At 72.7% G+C, this 20,289-nt stretch carries 19 protein-coding genes, 1 tRNA gene and 2 pseudogenes; 5 read left to right on the top strand and 17 right to left on the bottom strand.

Annotation, left to right across the window (positions count from 1 at the left end):
* Positions 1–222: 222 nt before the first annotated feature.
* Entirely contained in the window at positions 223–894 is a 672-nt protein-coding gene (locus tag OJ254_RS20630; RefSeq protein ID WP_265363506.1) for a lysophospholipid acyltransferase family protein, read from the top strand.
* A gap of 64 nt (positions 895–958) precedes the next feature.
* Here OJ254_RS20630 and OJ254_RS20625 read toward each other — a convergent pair.
* The 6 genes and pseudogenes from OJ254_RS20625 to OJ254_RS20600 form a co-directional block, all read right to left on the bottom strand.
* Positions 959–2,927: pseudogene (locus OJ254_RS20625) on the bottom strand (bifunctional metallophosphatase/5'-nucleotidase).
* Between the two features lie 231 nt (positions 2,928–3,158).
* Positions 3,159–4,706: an MFS transporter gene (locus tag OJ254_RS20620; RefSeq protein WP_265363505.1), complete on the bottom strand. Its 1,548-nt coding sequence runs from the start codon at positions 4,704–4,706 to the stop codon at positions 3,159–3,161.
* Entirely contained in the window at positions 4,703–5,254 is a 552-nt protein-coding gene (locus OJ254_RS20615) for a TetR/AcrR family transcriptional regulator (RefSeq protein WP_265363504.1), read from the bottom strand. Before OJ254_RS20615 ends, OJ254_RS20620 begins: the two co-directional genes overlap by 4 nt.
* A gap of 133 nt (positions 5,255–5,387) precedes the next feature.
* The gene (argH, locus tag OJ254_RS20610; RefSeq protein ID WP_265363503.1) at positions 5,388–6,821 is read right to left on the bottom strand and encodes an argininosuccinate lyase; all 1,434 of its coding nucleotides are present in this window, start codon (positions 6,819–6,821) and stop codon (positions 5,388–5,390) included.
* A 118-nt stretch (positions 6,822–6,939) separates the two neighbouring features.
* A complete protein-coding gene (locus OJ254_RS20605) occupies positions 6,940–8,136 on the bottom strand; it encodes an argininosuccinate synthase (RefSeq protein ID WP_261952502.1) in 1,197 nt (398 codons plus the stop codon).
* A 137-nt stretch (positions 8,137–8,273) separates the two neighbouring features.
* Positions 8,274–8,654, bottom strand: coding sequence for a DUF488 domain-containing protein (locus OJ254_RS20600; RefSeq protein WP_265363502.1), 381 nt, complete (start codon positions 8,652–8,654; stop codon positions 8,274–8,276).
* Between the two features lie 142 nt (positions 8,655–8,796).
* Between OJ254_RS20600 and OJ254_RS20595 the strand changes: the two genes are divergently transcribed.
* Positions 8,797–8,870, top strand: a tRNA-Pro gene (locus tag OJ254_RS20595).
* 352 nt (positions 8,871–9,222) lie between these two features.
* Here the strand turns inward: OJ254_RS20595 and OJ254_RS20590 are convergent.
* The 6 genes from OJ254_RS20590 to OJ254_RS20565 all read right to left on the bottom strand — a co-directional run bounded on the left by OJ254_RS20590 (position 9,223) and on the right by OJ254_RS20565 (position 14,464).
* Positions 9,223–9,765, bottom strand: a complete 543-nt coding sequence (locus OJ254_RS20590; protein WP_265363501.1) for an arginine repressor — start codon at positions 9,763–9,765, stop codon at positions 9,223–9,225.
* Positions 9,766–9,773: 8 nt separating this feature from the next.
* Positions 9,774–11,012: an acetylornithine transaminase gene (locus OJ254_RS20585; protein WP_265363500.1), complete on the bottom strand. Its 1,239-nt coding sequence runs from the start codon at positions 11,010–11,012 to the stop codon at positions 9,774–9,776.
* Positions 11,009–11,926 carry an acetylglutamate kinase gene (gene argB / locus OJ254_RS20580; RefSeq protein ID WP_265363499.1) on the bottom strand — a complete coding sequence of 306 codons (918 nt, stop codon included), beginning with the start codon at positions 11,924–11,926 and terminating at the stop codon, positions 11,009–11,011. The genes OJ254_RS20585 and argB overlap by 4 nt, the downstream gene beginning before the upstream one ends.
* Positions 11,923–13,074, bottom strand: coding sequence for a bifunctional glutamate N-acetyltransferase/amino-acid acetyltransferase ArgJ (gene argJ / locus OJ254_RS20575; protein WP_265363498.1), 1,152 nt, complete (start codon positions 13,072–13,074; stop codon positions 11,923–11,925). The genes argB and argJ overlap by 4 nt, the downstream gene beginning before the upstream one ends.
* Entirely contained in the window at positions 13,071–14,099 is a 1,029-nt protein-coding gene (gene argC / locus OJ254_RS20570; RefSeq protein WP_265363497.1) for an N-acetyl-gamma-glutamyl-phosphate reductase, read from the bottom strand. The genes argJ and argC overlap by 4 nt, the downstream gene beginning before the upstream one ends.
* A 173-nt stretch (positions 14,100–14,272) precedes the next feature.
* Positions 14,273–14,464: a DUF1059 domain-containing protein gene (locus tag OJ254_RS20565; protein ID WP_261952494.1), complete on the bottom strand. Its 192-nt coding sequence runs from the start codon at positions 14,462–14,464 to the stop codon at positions 14,273–14,275.
* A 141-nt stretch (positions 14,465–14,605) separates the two neighbouring features.
* Here OJ254_RS20565 and OJ254_RS20560 point away from each other — a divergent pair, with 141 nt between their 5' ends.
* Together OJ254_RS20560 and OJ254_RS20555 are read left to right on the top strand one after the other, a co-directional pair.
* On the top strand, positions 14,606–15,697 hold the full coding sequence (locus OJ254_RS20560) for a class I SAM-dependent methyltransferase (protein ID WP_265363496.1): 1,092 nt from the start codon (positions 14,606–14,608) through the stop codon (positions 15,695–15,697).
* A gap of 107 nt (positions 15,698–15,804) precedes the next feature.
* The gene (locus tag OJ254_RS20555; protein WP_265363495.1) at positions 15,805–16,566 is read left to right on the top strand and encodes a helix-turn-helix transcriptional regulator; all 762 of its coding nucleotides are present in this window, start codon (positions 15,805–15,807) and stop codon (positions 16,564–16,566) included.
* A 24-nt stretch (positions 16,567–16,590) separates the two neighbouring features.
* Here OJ254_RS20555 and OJ254_RS20550 read toward each other — a convergent pair whose 3' ends face one another.
* Positions 16,591–17,136, bottom strand: coding sequence for a PadR family transcriptional regulator (locus OJ254_RS20550; RefSeq protein ID WP_265363494.1), 546 nt, complete (start codon positions 17,134–17,136; stop codon positions 16,591–16,593).
* A gap of 128 nt (positions 17,137–17,264) precedes the next feature.
* On the opposite strand from OJ254_RS20550, the gene OJ254_RS20545 reads away from it, so the two are divergent.
* Entirely contained in the window at positions 17,265–18,227 is a 963-nt protein-coding gene (locus OJ254_RS20545; protein WP_265363493.1) for an alpha/beta hydrolase, read from the top strand.
* A 55-nt stretch (positions 18,228–18,282) separates the two neighbouring features.
* On the opposite strand, the gene OJ254_RS20540 is transcribed toward OJ254_RS20545, so the two are convergent.
* The 4 genes and pseudogenes from OJ254_RS20540 to OJ254_RS20525 all read right to left on the bottom strand — a co-directional run bounded on the left by OJ254_RS20540 (position 18,283) and on the right by OJ254_RS20525 (position 20,231).
* A complete protein-coding gene (locus OJ254_RS20540; protein WP_265363492.1) occupies positions 18,283–18,654 on the bottom strand; it encodes a DUF4333 domain-containing protein in 372 nt (123 codons plus the stop codon).
* A gap of 5 nt (positions 18,655–18,659) precedes the next feature.
* A complete protein-coding gene (locus OJ254_RS20535; RefSeq protein WP_265363491.1) occupies positions 18,660–19,040 on the bottom strand; it encodes a hypothetical protein in 381 nt (126 codons plus the stop codon).
* Positions 18,965–19,453: a hypothetical protein gene (locus tag OJ254_RS20530; RefSeq protein ID WP_265363490.1), complete on the bottom strand. Its 489-nt coding sequence runs from the start codon at positions 19,451–19,453 to the stop codon at positions 18,965–18,967. Before OJ254_RS20530 ends, OJ254_RS20535 begins: the two co-directional genes overlap by 76 nt.
* Before the next feature lie 209 nt (positions 19,454–19,662).
* Positions 19,663–20,231 (bottom strand): annotated as a pseudogene (locus OJ254_RS20525) (histidine phosphatase family protein).
* Positions 20,232–20,289 lie beyond the last annotated feature (58 nt).

Here is a 20,289-nt window from a genome sequence, read left to right as displayed (position 1 = left end):
CCGGGGAACCCGGCTGATCGTAGGCACGGACGGGTCATGCCGGGAGACGCACGACGACTCCGGAGGGAACATGGTGGTAACACACGTCAACCGTGAGTCAACTGTGCGTATCGACCTCATGAACCCGATGTGCGCGCGGGAGTAACCCGCGAGTATGGTCCTGGGCTGCAGAGTTCTGCGCCCGCTTGACGCTCACCAGCCAGCCACGACCCGGAGGGCCCGTTGTCCCGCATTGTGCTCAAGGCGATTCTCGGATTCGTCATGCGTGTCCTTTACCGCCCGAAGGTCGAGGGTATGGAGCGCATTCCGGCGACCGGACCGGTGATCCTGGCCGGCAACCACGTCACCTTCATCGACTCGCTCTTCCTCAGCCTGGTGGTCAAGCGCCCGGTGTACTTCATCGGCAAGGACGAGTACGTCACCGGCACCGGCATCAAGGGCCGGCTGATGGCCTGGTTCTTCACCAGCGCCGGCATGATCCCGGTGGACCGGGACGGCGGCCACGGCGGGGTGGCGGCCCTGATGACCGGCCGCCGGGTCCTGGAGCAGGGCAAGGCGTTCGGCATCTACCCCGAGGGCACCCGCTCCCCCGACGGCCGCCTCTACCGCGGCCGTACCGGCATCGCCCGGCTCGCCCTGATGACCGGTGCGCCCGTCGTCCCGTTCGCGATGATCGGCACGGACAAGGTGCAGCCCGGCGGCAAGGGCCTGCCGCGGATCGCCCCGGTCACGATCCGCTTCGGTGAGGCGCTGGACTTCTCCCGGTACGACGGGATGGACCGCGACCGCTATGTGCTGCGGGCGGTGACCGACGAGGTGATGAGCGAGGTCATGGAGCTGTCCGGCCAGGAGTACGTCGACATCTACGCCACCAAGGCCAGGGCCGCCGCCTGATCCGGCGGTCCGACCGGCGTCACGAGGGGCCCCGTCCGCAGCCGCGGACGGGGCCCCTCGTGTGTCAGCAGGGCACCCGGAAGCCGCCGGGGGCGCGCTGGCCCTCGGCGCCGCCGGTCCGCGCGGTGCGCAGCGCCGCCTCGGGACGCGGCACCACGCTGCCGTCCTGGAGCAGTTGCTGGCGCGGGGTGACGATGCCGGTGCGGGCGCCGCGCACGGCGGCGTTCTTGACCGCGACGCGGTTGAGCGGGGCGGGCACCAGCCGCTTCCGGGTCCGTACGAAGGCGATGAAGCTCTCGAAGTCGCGGGTGTGCCGGACGGGGGCGGTGAAGCCGGTGAAGGCGCTGAAGCCGTCCTGGTTGATCAGGGTGTAGGAGGGCGCGGCGAGGCGGTAGCTGCGCCTGAGGTCGAGGGCGGTGCCGTCGATGAGGACCTCGGCGGGGTCCACCCGGCGGCCGACCCTGCCGGCGGCGTCGAAGGTGTAGCGGACGTTGGCGGAGACGGCGAGGGGGGAGAAGCCGAGGCCGCCGCCGGCGAGCGGCGCCCACTGTTCCTCCAGGGCGTCGTGGATCTGCCGGCCGGTGACGGTGACGGTGACGATCGGGTCCCCGAAGCCGACCGCGTTCCAGGCCTGGGCGAAGGTGACGGTGCCCTCCGACTCCTCGTCGCGGATCAGGTCCCCGGCGATGACCGCCTGGCCGACGCGCGGCGCGACCGCGATGACGGCGAGGTCGGCGGGGGTGTCGGGGTGCTCGGCGGGGTCGGCCGTCGGGCCCGGCGGCTGCCGGCCCGCCCACAGGGCCCAGTCGGCGACGAGGTTGCCCATGGTGGACTCTCCCCAGCGCGTTGCGGCGCCGGGTGAAGGAGGCGGTCTGGGTGCCGATCTTGGTGCGGGCCCGCCGGCTGCCGTAGCCGGCCCAGTAGGAGGCGATCGACCGCAGCTCCGGATCGGGGGCCACATCGCGGGTGTTGGGGTGGTTGACGGAGGTGGTCAGCTCCCGGACGACCGCCCCGGTGTCCGGGTCGAGGCGCAGATTGATCTCGTTGATGAGCTGGCCGTAGCAGCCGGCCTCGACGAAGGGGCGGGGCGCGCCGTCGGGGTCGGGCAGCATCATGGTGAAGGCGCAGTGCCAGTGGCCGGTGACGATGGCGTCGATGTCCGGCGAGGCCCGCAGCGCCAGTTCGTAGGCGGGTCCGGAGGGGTTCTTGCCGCTGGAGAAGTCGCTGCCGGCCACCGCGCCGTCGTGCATGCTCAGCACGATCGCGTTGACGCCGCGTTTCTTCAGCTCGGCGGCGCAGCGGTTGGCGGTCTCCAGCTCGTCCAGGGTGCGCAGGCCGGGCTGGTAGGAGCCGGGGAAGGACTCGGTGCCGATGGCGGTGAGGTGGATGAAGCCGACCGGCAGCCGGCGGCCGCCGCCGGCGTCCACGTGCACGATGTTGTACGGCGGCAGGACGCGTTTGCCGGTGGCGTTCCACACCATGTTGGCGCTGTAGTACGGGAAGTCCGCACCGCGGAAGCGGCGTCCGGTGGAGTCCTTGAAGTCGTTATCGCGGCCGACGACCGGGTAGGCGTCGCCGTCCTCCATGTGCGAGGTCAGGAAGCGCGCGGACTTGTCGAACTCGTGGTTCCCGGCGGAGGCGAAGTCCAGGTCCATGGCGTTGAGCGCCTCGATGGTGGGCTCGTCGGCGAAGGCGGCCGCGTCGAACTCCCAGCCGGAGAAGAGGTCGCCGGGGGCGAAGAAGAGGGAGTTGGCACGGCCGTCGCGGAGCCGCTCCAGGTGGGCGGCCATGTAGGCGACGCCGCCCACGGTGTAGGTCTTCCCGCCGGCGCCGGTGATGACGGAGTGGGCGCCCGGGGCGCCCTGGAGATAGCCGTGCAGGTCGGTGATGTTGAGGAGCTGGACGTCGACGTATTCGTCGGCGGTGGCCGCGTCGCGGGCGTGGCCGGTGGCGTAGGCATTGCTTCCGATGGCGCTCGCGGTGGCCAGGGCCCCCGCGGCGGTGAAGAAGGACCGTCGTCCGATGTCGCGCACTGCGTCACTCTCCTGAGCGGGCCGTCCGTAGGGGGACGACCGGAGAGTCAAACGAGCCGCACCTGACGGCCGGTCACCTGCGCGCGTACCGGGCGTGAACGGGCGGGGGACAGTCGCCCCCAGGGCGTGTCCCGTGGATCATCGCGGGTGCGGGGCGGAGTGATCCACAGGACACGCCCTGGGGCGGGGGTGCGACCGCCGTCCGGCGGAGTGGCGGGCCGGGTGGCGGGGTTACCGGCTGTCGGCGAGTTCCTGGCCGCGGAGCAGGAACCAGGCGGCGACCGCGGCGGCGAGCAGCACGCCGGAGCCGACCGCGGCCGCCGTGTCCACGCCGTCCACGAAGGAGTGCTGAGCCGCCCTCATCAGGACCGCGCCCTGGTGGGAGGGGAGCTGGACGGCGGTCTCGACGGCGCCGCCGAGGGATTCGCGGGCCGCGCCGACGGCGTGCTCGGGGATGCCCGCCGGGGCGGGGAAGCCGCGGTAGATGCTGGTGACGATGGAGCCGAGCAGGGCGATGCCGAGTGCGGCGCCCAGTTCGTAGGCGGTCTCGGAGACCGCGGAGGCGGCGCCGGCCTCCTCCTTGGGCACGCTGGAGAGGATCACGTCGGCGGTGACGGTGAAGGAGAAGCCGGCGCCGACGCCGACGACGAAGAGGATGACGCACATCGCGGCGGTGCCGGTGTCGCCGTGCAGGGTGGTGCAGCCGGCCAGCGCGATCCCGACCATGGCCAGGCCGCCGGCCACCACGATGCGTACGGACAGCTTGCGGGCGACCCAGCCGGCGGCGAGGCCGGCACCCACCGCGCCGACCGCGGCCGGAAGTTCGACCAGTCCAGCGTTGAGCGGCGAGCGCTGCTGCACCATCTGGAGGAACTGGGAGAGGAAGAAGACCAGTCCGGACAGGCCGAGGATGGTCAGCAGGTCGGCGAGGACGGCCCCGGAGAAGCCCCGGTGGTGGAAGAGCTTCATGTTGAGCAGCGGGGATTCCAGGGTGAGCTGCCGGCGGACGAACACGACCAGGGCGAGGACGCCGACGACGGCGGTCACCGCGACGTCCCAGCGGTAGCCGTCCACCGCGGCTTCCTTGACGGCGTAGACCACGCCGACGATGCCCACGAGGGTCAGCAGCACGCTGGGGATGTCCCAGGGGCCGGGGTCGGGGTTGCGGGACTCGGGGATCACCTTGGCGCCGACCACGACCAGCAGCAGCATCACCGGCAGGTTGATGAGGAAGACCGAGCCCCACCAGAAGTGGCCCAGCAGGAAGCCGCCGAGGACCGGGCCGACGGCCATGCCGGCCGAGGCCATCGCGCCCCAGATACCGATGGCCAGGCTGCGTTCCCTGGGGTCGTGGAAGAGGTTGCGGATCAGGGCGAGGGTGGCCGGCATCAGCGTGGCGCCGGCGACGCCCTGCAGCGCCCGGGCGGCGATCATCATCTCCGGGCTGGTGGCGTAGGCGGCGAGCACCGACATCGCGCCGAACGCGACCGAGCCCATGAGCAGCAGCTTCTTGCGGCCGATGCGGTCGCCGAGGCTGCCCATGGAGACCAGCAGTCCGGCGATGACGAAGGAGTAGATGTCACCGATCCACAGCAGTTGGGTGCCGGACGGTCGGAGGTCCTCGCTGAGGAAGGGGGTGGCGAGGCCGAGGACCGTGGCGTCGACGCCGACCAGCAGGACGGCCAGCACCAGGACGGCCAGCGCGAGCCAGCGTCCCGGGCGGGGCTGGTCGTCCACATGGGCCGAACCGGCCCGGCCTGACGCTATGGTCTCGGTCATTTCTCCATGCTCCGTCGGATGCCACCGAGCAGCAGCTCGGCGATCGAGTGGGTGAGGTCGTTGCGGGCGACCCGTCCTTCGTGGACGGCCCAGGCGCCGGCGCCGATCAGGCCGTAGAACGCCTCGGTGAACCAGGCGGCGCTCAGGTCGAGGCGGAAGTCGCCGTCCTCCTGGCCGCGGCGGAAGAGGGCGGTGATGCGGGCGTCGAGTTCCGCCCAGCCGGCGTTGATCTCGCCGTCCTCGAAGAGCTGGTTCTCGGTGAAGAGGAAGGCGAGGACGGCGGCGACCGGTTCGGCCTCCCGGATCAGCCGGCGCAGCGCGGCGGGGGCGTCGCCCTCGTCGAGCCGGGCGGTGTCCATCGCCTGCGTGAACCGGGCGATCCCGTGTTCTTCGAGGGCCCTGATCAGGGCGTCCCGTCCGGCGAAGTGCCGGTGCAGGGTGGCGCGGCTGATGCCGGCGGCCCGGGCGATCTCGTCCATCGACGTCGACGCCCGGCGCGTCAGCAGCGCGGCGGCTTCCTTGAGCACCCGTTCACGATCCACGGCCATGAGACACAGGATAGCCGAATGAGACATTGATGTCTCACACGAGACACTTGCCGCGTACGCCGACGGCCCGCACCCGGGGTCTTCTCCGGGTACGGGCCGTCAGTACGGGCCGCCACTACAGGTCCGCCGGCGCCTACCGCGGCTGCTTGGCCGCCGCCCACTCCTGCTGCCGCACCAGGTCGGCGCGCAGCTCGGCGAGCTGGACCGCCACCGCCGAGGGCGCGGTGCCGCCGCGGCCGCTGCGCGCGGCGAGCGCGCCGGGGACGTTGAGCACCTCGCGGACCTCGGGGGTCAGGTGCGGCGAGATCTTGGCGAACTGCTCGTCGCTGAGCTGGTCCAGCTCGATGCCGTGCGCCTCGCACTCCTTGACGCATTCGCCGGCGACCTCGTGCGCCACCCGGAACGGCACGCCCTGCTTGACCAGCCACTCGGCGATGTCGGTGGCCAGCGAGAAGCCGGCCGGGGCCAGCTCTTCCATCCGCTCGCGGTGGACGGTCAGGGTGGCCATCATGCCGGTGAACGCCGGGAGCAGCACCTCCAGTTGGTCGCAGGAGTCGAAGACCGGCTCCTTGTCCTCCTGGAGGTCGCGGTTGTACGCGAGCGGCAGCGCCTTGAGCGTCGCCATCAGGCCGGTCAGGTTGCCGATGAGGCGGCCCGACTTGCCGCGCGCCAGCTCCGCGATGTCCGGGTTCTTCTTCTGCGGCATGATCGACGAGCCGGTGGAGAAGGCGTCGTGGAGGGTGACGAAGGAGAACTCCTTCGTGTTCCAGATGATGATCTCCTCCGCGATCCGCGAGAGGTTCACCCCGATCATCGCGGTGATGAAGGCGAATTCGGCGACGAAGTCGCGGGCGGCGGTGCCGTCGATGGAGTTGCCGGCGCTGCCGTGCTCGAAGCCGAGGTCCTGGGCCACCGCCTCCGGGTCGAGCCCGAGGGACGAACCGGCCAGCGCGCCCGAGCCGTACGGCGAGACGGCGGTCCGCTCGTCCCACTGCCGCAGCCGCTCGGCGTCCCGGGACAGCGGCTGCACATGCGCCAGCACGTGGTGCGCGAACAGCACCGGCTGGGCGTGCTGCAGATGCGTACGGCCCGGCATCGCCACGTCCGGGTGGGCCTCGGCCAGGCCGATCAGCGCCTCCTGGAGGTCGGCGATCAGCCCGCCGATGATCCGGGCGTGGTCGCGCAGGTACATCCGGAAGAGGGTGGCGACCTGGTCGTTGCGGGACCGGCCGGCCCGCAGCTTGCCGCCGAGGTCCGGGCCGAGCCGCTCCAGCAGCCCGCGCTCCAGGGCGGTGTGCACGTCCTCGTCGGCGATGGTGCCGGTGAACGAGCCGTCGGCGACGTCCGCCTCCAGCCGGTCGAGCCCGTCGATCATCCGGGCCAGCTCGTCCTCGGTGAGCAGCCCGGCCTTGTGCAGGACCCGGGCGTGCGCACGGGACCCGGCGATGTCGTAGGGCGCGAGGCGCCAGTCGAAGTGGACGGACGCCGACAGCTGGGCCAGGGCCTCGGCGGGACCGTCGGCGAACCGGCCGCCCCAGAGCCGGACGTCACCGCTGTTGCTGCTCACTGCTGCTCCTCGCAAGGGATGGGATGGTGCGGCCGCCTTCCACCGCTGGGCGGGGAGGCGGCCGTCGTACGAAGCGTCGTCAGGCCAACGAGCCGGGCTCGGGCCGGGTCGCGCCGGGCTACGCCCGCAGTTGACGCCGTGCCGCGAGCTTGCTCGACATGCCGAAGATCTCGATGAAGCCCTTCGAGAGCGACTGGTCGAAGGTGTCGCCGGTGTCGTACGTCGCCAGGTTGAAGTCGTACAGCGACTGGCCGGACTTCCGGCCGGTGACCACGGCGCGGCCGCCGTGCAGCGTCATCCGGATCTCACCGGACACGAACTGGTTGGCCTCGTCGATGAAGCCGTCCAGCGCCCGCTTCAGCGGCGAGAACCACAGGCCGTCGTAGACCAGCTCGCCCCAGCGCTGCTCGACCTGCCGCTTGTAGCGGGCGAGTTCGCGCTCGACGGTGACGTTCTCCAGCTCCTGGTGGGCGGTGATCAGCGCGATCGCGCCGGGCGCCTCGTACACCTCGCGGGACTTGATGCCGACGAGGCGGTCCTCGACCATGTCGATCCGGCCGATGCCCTGGGCGCCGGCCCGCAGGTTGAGCTCCTGGATGGCCTGCAGGACGGTGACCGGCCTGCCGTCGAGGGCGACCGGCACGCCCTCGTGGAAGGTGATGACGACCTCGTCTGCCTCGCGCGGGGTGGCCGGGTTCTGGGTGTACTCGTAGACGTCCTCGATGGGCGCGTTCCAGATGTCCTCCAGGAAGCCGGTCTCCACGGCCCGCCCGAAGACGTTCTGGTCGATGGAGTACGGCGACTTCTTGGTGGTGGCGATCGGGAGGTCCTTCTCCTCGCAGAAGGCGATCGCCTTGTCCCGGGTCATGGCGTAGTCCCGGACCGGGGCGATGCACTTCAGGTCGGGGGCGAGGGAGGATATGCCGGTCTCGAAGCGGACCTGGTCGTTGCCCTTGCCGGTGCAGCCGTGGGCGACGGTGGTGGCGCCGTGCTTCTTGGCGGCGGCCACCAGGTGGCGGACGATCGCCGGCCGGGAGAGCGCCGAGACCAGCGGGTACCGGTCCATGTACAGCGCGTTGGCCTTGATCGCCGGGAGGCAGTACTCGTCGGCGAACTCCTCCCTGGCGTCCGCGATCTCGGCCTCGACCGCGCCGCAGGAGAGCGCCCGCTTGCGGATGACGTCCAGGTCCTCGCCGCCCTGACCGACGTCCACGGCGACGGCGATGACCTCGGCGCCCGTCTCCTCGGCGATCCAGCCGATGCAGACGGAGGTGTCCAGGCCGCCCGAGTAGGCGAGTACGACGCGCTCGGTCACGGGTCTCTCCTTACGTGCATTCCTCGATAGGCATAAGTATGCACTCCACCGTATGTTTCGTCAATGAACTGGGAAATGCCCAGGTCAGCGACGTCGGATCAGCGACGGGCCGAATGGATCGACACACCTCGCACCCCTCAGAGCCCCTTCTCCAGCACCTCGGCCAGCACGGCGACATGGCTGAGCGGCACCTCTTTCGTCGCCGTCAGCAGCGTCAGCGGGCCCTGGCCGGCGAGCTCCCGCAGCCGCTCCAACGCCTCCCCGGCCGCCTCCTCCTGCGCCAGCTCCGCGCGGTACCGCTCGGCGAACCGCTCGAACCGCCCCTCCTCGTGTCCGTACCAGCGCCGCAGCTCCGAGGAGGGCGCCACCTGCTTGCACCACTCCGTCAGCCGCGCGTCCTCCTTGGACAGCCCGCGCGGCCACAGCCGGTCCACCAGCACCCGCGCCCCGTCCGCCTTCTCGACCGGCTCGTACACCCGCCGCATCCGGATCCCCGCACCGTCGGACATTTCACCCATAACCCCATCGAAGCACGGAAGCCACCGCCCCGCCGTGAGACCGGGAAGCACCCCTTGGGGACCCCGCTTTGGATTCACGGCGCGGGACAGGGTATTTTTCTTCTGCACGCCCCGGCCGGGACTCCACGGTCGGCAGCAGCACCGGGACGTGGCGCAGCTTGGTAGCGCACTTGACTGGGGGTCAAGGGGTCGCAGGTTCAAATCCTGTCGTCCCGACGGTGCACAGGGCCCGAAGGCCCGGATGAAGGACCTGCCGCACTCCGGTGCGGCAGGTCCTTCTGCGTTCCCGCGGGCCGGGCCCGGCACCCTCCGGTGGCGTAGCGCGGCGCGCCGGAGCGGTGGGGGCGGGACGAGCACGGCGTCATGGCGTTCGGAAACAGCCCGGGACCGGCTCGTTCTCGTACAGCCCGGCGCCCCACGGCCTCACCTGCCGGAGGGTGGCGGACCCCGCGCCGCTGCTGGTCGTACGCGTTCCACGGCTTCCGCGACGGCGTGCCGGGGACCGCCACGCTGTCGGGCGGGCGGGCCAGGGGCTGCTAGGTGCTCTCGCCGGTGTGAGGCCGGCGGATCAGCCGGCCTTCTGGGCCAGGCGGAGCAGGTGGTCGGCGAGGGCCTGGCCGCCGAGGGGGTCGCGGCTGATGAGCATCAGGGTGTCGTCGCCGGCGATGGTGCCGAGGATGTCGTGCAGCTCGGCCTGGTCGATGGCGGAGGCCAGGAACTGGGCGGCGCCGGGCGGGGTGCGCAGGACAACGAGGTTGGCGGACGCCTCGGCGGAGATGAGGAGTTCGCCGGAGAGGCGGCGCATCCGCTCCTCCTTGGCGGACTCGCCCAGCGGGGCGCGCGGCTTGCGGTCGCCGCCCTCGCTGGGCACCGCGTAGATCAGCTCACCACCCGTGTTGCGGATCTTCACCGCGCCCAGTTCGTCCAGGTCGCGGGAGAGCGTCGCCTGGGTGACGGACAGGCCGTCGTCGGCGAGCAGCTTCGCGAGCTGGCTCTGGGAGCGGACCGGCAGCCGGTTGAGGATGTCCACGATCCGGCGGTGGCGGGCGGTGCGGGTCTGCGGCACGGCCTGGCCGCCGTTGTACACCTCGTTGTCCTGCGGCTCGCTCATCGGTCTCGTCAGTCTCCGGATCGTTGTTCCCCGTCGGCCCCTTGGCGGACCGTGTTGAGGACGGCGGGGAGCCTCCGCAGGAACGTGTCCGCCTCGTCGTCGGAGACGATCAGCGGCGGGGCGAGCCGGATGACGTCCGGCGCGACCGCGTTCACCAGGAGACCCGCGTCCTGAGCCGCCTGCTGCACGCGCGGTGCGAGCGGCTCCGCCAAGACGATACCGAGGAGCAGGCCCGCGCCGCGGACCTGGATGACCATTGGGTCGCCCAGCGCCTCGATCCCGTCCCGCAGCCGCTCGCCGACGCGCTTGACGTTCGCGAGCACGCCGTCCGCCTCGATGGTGTCGAGGACGGCGAGGGCGCCGGCGCAGACGACCGGGTTGCCGCTGAACGTCGAGCCGTGCGAACCGGGGGTGAGCAGGGCGGCGGCGGGGCCGAAGGCAAGGGTGGCACCGATCGGCAGGCCGCCGCCGAGGCCCTTGGCGAGGGTGATGACGTCCGCCTCGACGCCCTGCGCCTGGGACTCCAGCCAGTGGCCGGTCCGGCCGATGCCGGTCTGGATCTCGTCCAGGACGAGCAGGGTGCCGGTGGCGGCGGTGATCTCGCGGGCGGCGCGGAGGTAGCCGGGCGGCGGCACGACCACGCCGTTCTCCCCCTGGATCGGCTCCAGGACGACCAGGGCGGTGTCGGTGGTGACGGCGGCCCGGAGCGCCTCCACGTCCCCGTACGGGACGTAGCTGACGTCGCCGGGGAGCGGGGCGAACGGGGCCTGCTTGGCGGGCTGGCCGGTGAGCGCGAGGGCGCCCATGGTGCGGCCGTGGAAGCCGCCTTCGGTGGCGACCATGTGGGTGCGCCCGGTCAGCCGGCCGATCTTGAAGGCGGCTTCGTTGGCCTCGGCGCCGGAGTTGGAGAAGTAGACCCGGCCGGGGCGCCCTCCGGCCAGCGCGAGCAGCCGCTCGGCGAGCGCCACGGTGGGCTCGGCGACGAAGAAGTTCGAGACGTGGCCGAGGGTGGCGACCTGGTCGGAGACCGCGCGGACCACGGCGGGGTGGGCGTGCCCGAGGGCGTTGACCGCGATGCCGCCGAGGAAGTCGAGGTACTCCTTGCCGTCGGCGTCCCACACCTTGGCGCCCTCACCGCGGACGAGGGGGACGCGCGGGGTGCCGAAGTTGTCCATCATGGCGCCCTGCCAGCGCCGGGTGAGGCCCTCGTTGGTCACCGGCCCCTGATCGTGTGCCTCCTGGCTCATGACTCCCCCTCGGTTTCCGCGTCCGGCACGACCATCGTGCCGATTCCTTCGTCGGTGAAGATCTCCAGCAGGATGGAGTGCTGGACCCGCCCGTCGATGACCCGGGCGGTGTGCACGCCGTTGCGCACGGCGTACAGGCAGCCCTGCATCTTGGGGACCATGCCGCTGGCCAGGTCGGGCAGCAGCTTCTCCAGCTGGGTGGCGGTCAGCCGCGAGATCACCTCGTCGCTGTGCGGCCAGTCCTCGTACAGGCCCTCGACGTCGGTGAGGACCATCAGCGTCTCGGCGCCGAGGGCGGCGGCCAGGGCGGCCGCTGCGGTGTCGGCGTTGACGTTGAAGATGCCGGATGCGTCGCCGTCATCGCTGCTGCGGGCGATGGAGGAGATGACCGGGATCCGGCCGTCGTCCAGCAGCGCCTGCACCGCGCCGGGGTCGATGTCGGTGATCTCGCCGACCCGGCCGATGTCCACCCGCTCGCCCTCGATGTCGGCGTAGTGCTTGGTGGCGGTCATCAGATGGGCGTCCTCGCCGGTCATGCCGACGGCGAGCGGGCCGTGCTCGTTGAGCAGTCCGACCAGCTCGCGCTGGACCTGGCCGGCCAGCACCATCCGGACCACGTTCATGGCCTCGGGCGTGGTGACCCGCAGGCCGCCCTTGAACTCCGACGGCAGGCCCAGCAGGTCCAGATGGGCGCTGATCTGCGGGCCGCCGCCGTGTACGACGACCGGGCGCAGGCCGGCGTGCCGGAGGAAGACCACGTCCTGTGCGAAGGCGCGCTTGAGCTCCTCGTCGACCATGGCGTTGCCGCCGAACTTGATGACGACGGTCTTGCCGTGGTGGCGGGTCAGCCAGGGCAGCGCCTCGATGAGCGTGCGGGCCTTGGGCAGCGCGGTGTGCTTGCGGGTGGTGGTCATGACGAGTACGCGCTGTTCTCGTGGACGTAGTCGGCGGTGAGGTCGTTGGTCCAGATGACCGCGGACTCGGTGCCGGCGGCGAGGTCGGCGGTGATCCGCACCTCCCGGTAGCGCATGTCGACCTGGTCGCGGTCCTCCCCCACCGAACCGTTCTTGCAGACCCAGACGCCGTTGATGGCGACGTTCAGCTGGTCCGGCTCGAAGGCCGCGGAGGTGGTGCCGATGGCGGAAAGCACCCGGCCCCAGTTCGGGTCCTCGCCGTGGATGGCGCACTTGAGGAGGTTGTTGCGGGCGATGGAGCGGCCGACCTCGACGGCGTCCGCCTCGCTCGCCGCGTTGACCACCTCGACCTTGATGTCCTTGCTGGCGCCCTCGGCGTCCCGGATGAGCTGCTGGCCCAGGTCGTCGCAGACGGTCCGTACGGCCTGCGCGAACTCCGGGTATTCCGGCGCGACCCGGGAGGCGCCGGAGGCGAGCAGCAGCACGGTGTCGTTGGTGGACATGCAGCCGTCGGAGTCGACCCGGTCGAAGGTGACCTCGGTGGCGTTCCGCAGGGCCCGGTCCAGGACGTCGGCGTCGAGGTCGGCGTCCGTGGTGAGCACGACGAGCATGGTGGCGAGGCCGGGCGCGAGCATGCCGGCGCCCTTGGCCATGCCGCCGACGGTCCAGCCGTCGCCCTCGTACACGGCGGTCTTGTGCACGGTGTCGGTGGTCTTGATGGCGATGGCGGCCTTCTCGCCGCCGTGCTCGGAGAGCTGCGCGGCGGCGGTCCCGATGCCCGGGAGCAGCTTGTCCATGGGGAGCAGGACGCCGATCAGCCCGGTGGACGCGACGGCCACCTCGCCCGCGTTCAGGCCGAGGACCTCGGCGACCTGCTCGGCGGTGGCGTGGGTGTCCTGGAAGCCCTTCGGGCCGGTACAGGCGTTGGCCCCGCCGGAGTTGAGGACGACGGCGGAGACCGTACCGCCCTTGAGGACCTGCTCGGACCAGAGGACGGGGGCGGCCTTGACGCGGTTGGAGGTGAAGACGCCCGCGGCGGCCTGGCGGGGCCCGTTGTTGACCACGAGGGCCAGGTCCGGGTTCCCGCTGTCCTTGATCCCGGCGGCGATACCCGCCGCCTGGAATCCCTTGGCTGCCGTCACACTCACGGCGCGACTCCGATCGTCGAAAGCCCCGTGATCTCGTCGAGACCGAGGGCGATGTTCATGGACTGGACGGCACCGCCGGCGGTGCCCTTGGTGAGGTTGTCGAGGGCGCTGATCACGATGATGCGGCCGGCGGCCTCGTCGTGCGCGACCTGGATCTGCACGGCGTTGGAACCGTGGACGGCGCCGGTCGACGGCCACTGGCCCTCGGGCAGCAGGTGGACGAACGGCTCGTCGGCGAGCGCCTTCTCGTACGCGGCCCGTACGGTCTCGGCGGTGACCCCGTCACGGGCCTTCGCGCTGCACGTGGCGAGGATGCCGCGCGGCATGGGCGCGAGGGTGGGCGTGAAGGAGACCGAGACCCGCTCCCCGGCGACCGCGCTGAGGTTCTGGATCATCTCGGGGGTGTGCCGGTGGCCGCCGCCGACGCCGTACGGGGACATGGAGCCCATGACCTCCGAGCCGAGCAGGTGCGGCTTGGGGGCCTTGCCGGCGCCGGAGGTGCCGGAGGCGGCGACGATCACGGCCTCGTTCTCGGCGAGCCCCGCGGCGTATGCCGGGAAGAGGGCCAGCGAGACGGCCGTCGGGTAGCAACCGGGCACCGCGATGCGCTTGGACCCCGTGAGCGCGGCGCGGGCACCCGGCAGCTCGGGGAGGCCGTAGGGCCAGGTCCCGGCGTGCTCGCTGCCGTAGAACTTCTGCCAGTCGCCGGCGTCCGCGAGCCGGAAGTCGGCGCCCATGTCGACGACGAGGACGTCCGGGCCGAGCTGCTCGGCGACGGCCGCGGACTGGCCGTGCGGCAGCGCCAGGAAGACGACGTCGTGGCCGGCGAGGACCTCAGGGGTGGTCGTGGCGAGGACGCGGTCGGCCAGCGGGAACAGGTGGGGCTGGAGAGCGCCCAGGCGCTGCCCGGCGTTCGAGTTGGCCGTCAGCGCGCCGATCTCCACCTCGGGGTGGGCGAGCAGCAGACGCAGGACTTCACCGCCCGCGTATCCGCTCGCACCGGCCACTGCCGCTCGTACCGTCATGGACCCTCCTCGTCGATGGCATGACTATACGGACTGCAACAGTTTTATGCAATGCCGTTCCGCGTCCGCGCTGGTGCCGGGCCCCTTCGCCCCGCCGCACGTGCGGCCGCCGCCCCGTCCTGCGGGGCGGCGGCAGGTCTCGGCTTTCCCCGGCGGCCGGGTGGTGCCGCGGCTCAGGCGGGCTGCGGCATCTCGTTCTTCAGGGAGGCCCGGATCTGCTCCCGCAGCTCGGGGCTGTCGGTGTGGCCGTGGACGGACATCGCGTGCTCGGTGGCCGCGCGCACCACTTCCTCCTCCTCGCCGGAGATCACGAGGGAGCAGTTCATCTCGCTCGGGTAGTCGCGGCAGTCGATCTTCTTGCGCATGGCGCACCTCCTCCCCTCCAGTGTCGGCGGGCGCCCGGGGCCCGCCGTATACGGCGAATCCCGTATGGCGCGCGCGGGGGCGGGGCTGGTGGAGTGGAAGACGACCTGGTGGCCGCATGGAGGCGACGGGAGGTGCGGGACGTGGCGACTTCGACCTCCGCCGGCGCCCCCTCCGGCGCCGTGGACCAGGAACGGGTGCAGCGGTTCCTGGAGAAGGTGATCGCCGACGGCGGGGCCGCGATGGCCGGGCTGTGCACCTCGCTCGGCGACCGGCTGGGCCTCTACGCGGCCATGGCCGGCGCCGGTCCGCTCACCTCCGCCCGGCTCGCCGCGCGCACCGGCCTGGTCGAGCGCTACGTCCGCGAGTGGCTCGACGCCCAGGTGGCCGGCGAGTACGTCACCTACACCCCGGAGACCGACACCTACCAGCTGCCCGACGAGCACGCCGCCGTCCTGGCGGACCCGGACCGGAGCACGTACGCCGCCGGGTTCTTCACCGTGCTGCAGGCCGTGTACGCCACCGAGGACAGCCTGCGGGAGGCCTTCCGCACCGGCGAGGGCGTCGGCTGGGAGGAGCACAGCCCGGCGCTGTTCGCCGGCACCGCGAAGTTCTTCCGCCCCGGTTACACGGCCGCGCTGGTGCCGGAGTGGCTGACCGCGCTGGACGGCGTGGTGGAGAAGCTGGAGCGCGGTGCGCGGGTCGCCGACGTCGGATGCGGCTACGGCTATTCCACGACGCTGATGGCCCGGGCCTTCCCGCGGTCGTACTTCCGGGGCTTCGACTTCCACCGGCCCTCCGTCGAGGCCGCCCGCGGTATCGCGGCCGAGCGGGGACTGGCCGACCGGGTCAGCTTCGACGTCGCCACCGCACAGGACTTCCCGGGCGAGGGCTTCGACCTGATCACGTTCTTCGACTGCCTGCACGACATCGGCGACCCGGGCGGCGCGCTGCTGCACGCCGAGCACGCGCTGGCCGACGGCGGCACCTGCATGATCGTCGAACCGAACGCCTCGGCCAACGCCCAGGAGAACACCAACCCCGTCGGCCGGGCGCTGACCGCCGCCTCGGTCGCCGTCTGCCTGCCGTCCGCACTGGCCCAGCACGGACCGCAGGCACTGGGGAACCACGCGGGTGAGGAGGCGATACGGCAGATCGCCGACGACGCCGGGCTCCACCACTGGCGGCTCGCCGCCGAGAGCCCGGTCAACCGCGTCTATGCCGTCGGGCGTTAACCGCGCCTGACGCGCCCGGCCGGTCTTCCCCCGGCCGGCCGGGTGGCACCCCGGGGGCCGGGCGGACCTGCCTTGACGGGCCCCGGCCCCCTCGGCACGCTGGAAACATGACCCCGGCCGCGGAGGTCGGCCTGCGACGGATCCTCGCCGTCGTGGACCTCCTGATGGATGCCGTCATCGATGCCGTCGACGAGGAAACCCTCGTTCCGGTGCTGCTGCCGCTGCTGCTCGGGGCGGTCCCCGGCGACAGCATCGTCTGGTCGCCGCACGCCGGGAGCGCGGAGCGTCCGCTCACCGTCCCCGCCGGGCTGCTGAGCCAGGACATCCGCGACGCCTTCGACCGCGTGGCGGCCACCGACTCCCTGGTGCTGCACACCACCGTCGGCCCCGGCACGCCGATGCGCCGCTCGACCCTGCAGACCCCCCGCGACTTCCACGCGCTGGCCGCCTATCCGGACGTGTACCGGCCGCTCGGCGCCGAACAGCAGCTCGCGATGTCGTTCCCGGCCGGCCGCGCCGACGAGCCGCCGCGCAAGGTGTGCGTGGTGATCAGCCGGGACGGCAGCGACTTCTCCGACGACGACGTGGCCACCGCCGCGCTGCTGCGCAGCCGGCTCACCCGGGTCCTCACCCGGCTCGCCCCGGCGGTGCCCGCCCCGCCGCCGGTCACCCGCCGGGAGTCCGCCGTACTCACCCTGCTGGCCCGCGGCCTGACGAACCAGCAGATCGCGAACCGGCTGGCGATCAGTCCGCGCACGGTCGACAAGCACCTGGAGCACGTCTACGCGAAGCTGCGGGTCGGCAGTCGCGTCGAGGCGGCGAACGCCTGGCTGACCCGGGACGCGGCGGCGGTACGGCCGGTCCGGTAGCCACCCCGTCCGCCCCCGTCGTCGTCAGTCGTCCAGCCGGTCCGGGTCGGCGGCCACCGACTCCCAGAACTCCGCGTGGGCCCGCTCGTGCAGCACCCCGAGGCGCAGCAGCCGGGCCCGGGAGCGCTGCCGGGAGTCCTCGGCCGGATCGAGGGCCGCGCGCAGCGAGGCGTAGTGGGCGAGCCAGCCGCGGTGCCGTTCGGCCTGCCGGGTGGCCAGCGCGACGATGTCCGCGGCGGCCCCGAGATCGGCGAAGAACAGCTTCAGCTGGGCCGGGTCGCGGGTCTCCGCCTCGGGGGTGTCGGGGTCGGCCAGCCAGTGTTCCAGGGCGGCGCGGCCCTCCGGCGTGAGATGGAAGATCCGCCGGCGGCGGCCCGCCGTCTCGGTCTCCTCGCGCAGCAGACCGGCCCCCGCCAGCTCCGCCGGGATGCGGTACAGCTGCGCATGCAGGATCGGCCAGAAGGGCTGGATGTCGTCCTCGACGCGGGACTTGAGCTCGTACGGCGTCATCGCGCCGTGCCGGGCGATCAGACCGAGCACGACGTACCTCGCCGGGCTGTACTCCGCCATCCTCCGCCGCCTCCCACTCACCTTGACACCATCTCATTGAGACCATACCTTCCTTCTCATCGAGACCATCTCAATGAGATGGTTGGACCTCACGCGTCCACGCCAAGTCGCACAGGAACGGGGAACCCATGCCCAGCCGCAGCACCACGACCGCCGTCCGTCCGCATCCCGAACTGGCCGCAACCCTCGACCGGTTGGCGCCACGACCCGCCGACCCGTACGCCGACATCGAGGCGACCCGCAGCGGCTTCCGGCAGCTCATGGCACCGCTGATGCCGGCCCACGACCCACGGGTGACCGTGCGGGAGCTGACCATCCCGGGGCCGGACGGCAACTCCCTCGACGTACAGGTGCTGCGCCCCGCCGGGGCCGAGGGGATACTGCCCGGCGTCCTCTACCTGCATGGCGGCGGCTTCGCGTACGGGGAGCTGGACGGACCCAGCCCGATGGCGCGCAACGCCTGTGTCGCGGCGGGGGCGGTGGTGGTCAACGTCCACTACCGGCTGGCCCCCGAGCACCGCTACCCGGCCGGGGTCGAGGACTGCTACGCCACGCTGGAGTGGATGGCCGCGGCCGCCGGCGAACTCGGCATCGACCGCGAGCGGATCGCCGTCACCGGCGCCTCCGCGGGCGGCAATCTGAGTGCCGCCGTCTGCCTGATGGCCCGCGACCGGCAGGGGCCGCGGATCGCCTTCCAGTGCCTGCTGACCCCCTGCCTGGACGACCGCGACCGGACCGCCTCCCGGCGGCGGATCGGCGACCCGCGCATCATCAACGGCGTGGGCATCGCCCGCACCTGGGACACCTACCTCGGCCCCGGCCGCGGCCCCGACACCCCCGCCTACGCCGCCCCCGCCCGGGCCGCCGACCTCGCCGGACTGCCGCCCGCGTACGTCCTGACCTGCGGCCTCGACCCGCTCCGCGACGAGGGCCTGGAGTACGCCCGGCGCCTGATGGAGGCGGACGTACCGGTCGAGGTCAAGGACGTCCCCGGCGCCTGGCACTTCTTCGAGGCGTACGCCCCGGAATCCGACCTGGCCCGCCGCACCACGGACCACTGGCTGACCGCGCTGCGCGCCGCCCTCACCTGACGGGTCGGGCGAGCCGACGCGCGCGCCGGGCCGGTCGCCGCCGGTCCGTCGGGGCTCAGTGCGGAACGGGGCGCCGGCGGTAGGTCACCTTGTTGTCCTGGACCCGGGTGACCTCGACGGTCAGCTGGCGGTCCCGGCCGATCGGGAAGTGCGCCGTACAGCGCACCGCGGCGGACCGCACCGGCCGCAGGTCGCCCGAGCAGCGCACTGCGTCCGGGCCGCTGCGGAACGGCAGGGTGAGCTGCCCGCTGAGGGTGCGGGCGATCTCGGAGCGCGGGACGGTGTGGGTGCCGTCGTCGACCTCGCTGGTCGCGTCCCGGCCGTACAGCTGCGGCACGACGAGCACGAGGAGGGCGGCGCCGGCCGCGAGGAGGGCGGTGAGCAGGCCGAGGAGCAGCCCGCGGCGGGGCGGCGGTGGACCGGTCACCGCCGTCAGCCCCGGGCCCGGTGGGCGCGCCGGCGGTGGGCGCCGGCTCCCCAGCCGGCCGCGCCGAGCAGCACCAGGCCGCCGAGCACCGCCGCCGTCCGGTCGCCGTCGCGGCCGGCCGCGCCGCCGAGACCGGTGTGCGAACCGCCCTGCGGGAGGTATTGGCCGGAGTCGTCGGAGAGCCCTGAGTCGTCGGGCCCGGATTGCTCGGAGAGCGCGTCGTCCGCCTGGGCGCCGTCCTCGGGGGCCGCGCCGCCGGAGAAGGTGCCGTCGGAGACCGGGGTGGCCAGGAGCGCGCCGTCCGTGACGGTCAGGGTGCCGGTGGCGGTCCTCGCCGCCTTCCGCCCGCCGCCGTCCTCCTCCCGGACGCCGGCCGCCCCGTACACCGCGGGTGCTGCCGGGTGCCCGTTCCCCCGCCGCAGACGACGGTGACCCGGTACGTGCCCGGGGCGACGCCCCGCGGCAGGACCGTGGTAGCGCCCGCCTGACCCGCCATGGCGGACAGCCGCAGGACCGGGATGTGGGGGTTGTCGAAGCGGGCCTCGGCGGACCCGTCCGCGCAGATGCCGCCGTCGTACACCGAGAAGGCCCCGCCGGGCGCCACCCGCCCGGGCTGGACGGTCACCGCACCGGAGGCGTCCGGCGCGGGCCCGGAGGCCGCCTTGGACGCGGCGCCGCTCACCGCCTCGCCCACCGCGTCGGTGGCGGCGTCCGCACCGTCCCCGTCACCGAAGAGCAGGACGGACACCGCCAGACCACCGGCCGCCAGCGCATAGAGAGGAATGTGGCTTATGTGCATAACCCACAGAGAAGCGCCCCGCCCGGCGGCCCGCACCTCGATGAACACCGCGGCCGCCGCCCAGGACCGGGGCCGACGCCGCAACTGTCACCGTTCGCGCAGGTCACACCGGGTGCGCGTGCCCCGGACAGCGGAACCCGCGGGCTGGGCTTTCCGGGTGGTGACGGTCCGTGACGGGGAGTGAGGGTGGAGTCGGGTGCCGCCGCCTCTCATGCCTCCAGCCGGAGGTCCCATTTGCCGGAGCGGCCGGCGAGGGTGACCACCGAGAGCGGCTGGACGTCGATCCGCCAGTACGCGTGCGGCGGCGCCTGGAGGGCGTAGACCAGGGCGGCCCGGACCACGCCGGGTTCGGCGACCGCGAGCAGCCCGGCGGCGTCCTCGACCGGGCGGGTGTCCAGCCAGCCTCCGACCCGGGTGATGAAGGCCAGCAGCGACTCCCCGCCGTGCGGGGCCGAGCGGGGTCGGCCAGCCAGGTCTCGACCGCGGCGGGCTCGGCGGCCGCGACCTCCCCCAGCGTGCGGCCGCGCCAGCGCCCCATGTCGCAGTCGCGCAGCGCCGGTTGGGGCAGCGGGCGCAGGCCCAGCCCCTCACCGGTCTCCCGGCAGCGCGCGGACGGCGAGCAGTAGCGCAGCTCGGCGGCGGCGAGCCGGCACAGCACGGGCGCGGCCCGCTCGACCTCCTGCCAGCCCACCGCGTCGAGCGGGCGGTCGTCGTCGAACTGCGTCGCGAGCAGCGCGGAGCTGCGGGCCGCGGCCAGCAGCGAGAGTCGAACGCTCATTCGCCGATGGTAAGAGGAGGACCGGCCGGCGGGACCTCGCTTGCGCAGATCCCGAGCG

It is taken from the genome of Streptomyces endophytica (assembly GCF_026153355.1).
Taxonomy (GTDB): Bacteria; Actinomycetota; Actinomycetes; order Streptomycetales; family Streptomycetaceae; genus Streptomyces; species Streptomyces endophytica.
The sequence above is the reverse complement of the archived record's forward strand: the minus strand, read 5'-3'. Positions and strand labels throughout refer to the sequence as shown.

Bases quoted from the DNA above. Each gene is read 5' to 3' on its own strand.
- OJ254_RS20620 (WP_265363505.1), bottom strand. From the start codon at position 4,706: ATGACCGAGACCATAGCGTCAGGCCGGGCCGGTTCGGCCCATGTGGAC.
- OJ254_RS20615 (WP_265363504.1), bottom strand. From the start codon at position 5,254: ATGGCCGTGGATCGTGAACGGGTGCTCAAGGAAGCCGCCGCGCTGCTG.
- OJ254_RS20600 (WP_265363502.1), bottom strand. From the start codon at position 8,654: ATGGGTGAAATGTCCGACGGTGCGGGGATCCGGATGCGGCGGGTGTAC.
- OJ254_RS20590 (WP_265363501.1), bottom strand. From the start codon at position 9,765: ATGAGCGAGCCGCAGGACAACGAGGTGTACAACGGCGGCCAGGCCGTG.
- OJ254_RS20585 (WP_265363500.1), bottom strand. From the start codon at position 11,012: ATGAGCCAGGAGGCACACGATCAGGGGCCGGTGACCAACGAGGGCCTC.
- argB (WP_265363499.1), bottom strand. From the start codon at position 11,926: ATGACCACCACCCGCAAGCACACCGCGCTGCCCAAGGCCCGCACGCTC.
- argC (WP_265363497.1), bottom strand. From the start codon at position 14,099: ATGACGGTACGAGCGGCAGTGGCCGGTGCGAGCGGATACGCGGGCGGT.
- OJ254_RS20565 (WP_261952494.1), bottom strand. From the start codon at position 14,464: ATGCGCAAGAAGATCGACTGCCGCGACTACCCGAGCGAGATGAACTGC.
- OJ254_RS20555 (WP_265363495.1), top strand. From the start codon at position 15,805: ATGACCCCGGCCGCGGAGGTCGGCCTGCGACGGATCCTCGCCGTCGTG.
- OJ254_RS20550 (WP_265363494.1), bottom strand. From the start codon at position 17,136: ATGGCGGAGTACAGCCCGGCGAGGTACGTCGTGCTCGGTCTGATCGCC.
- OJ254_RS20545 (WP_265363493.1), top strand. From the start codon at position 17,265: ATGCCCAGCCGCAGCACCACGACCGCCGTCCGTCCGCATCCCGAACTG.
- OJ254_RS20530 (WP_265363490.1), bottom strand. From the start codon at position 19,453: ATGCACATAAGCCACATTCCTCTCTATGCGCTGGCGGCCGGTGGTCTG.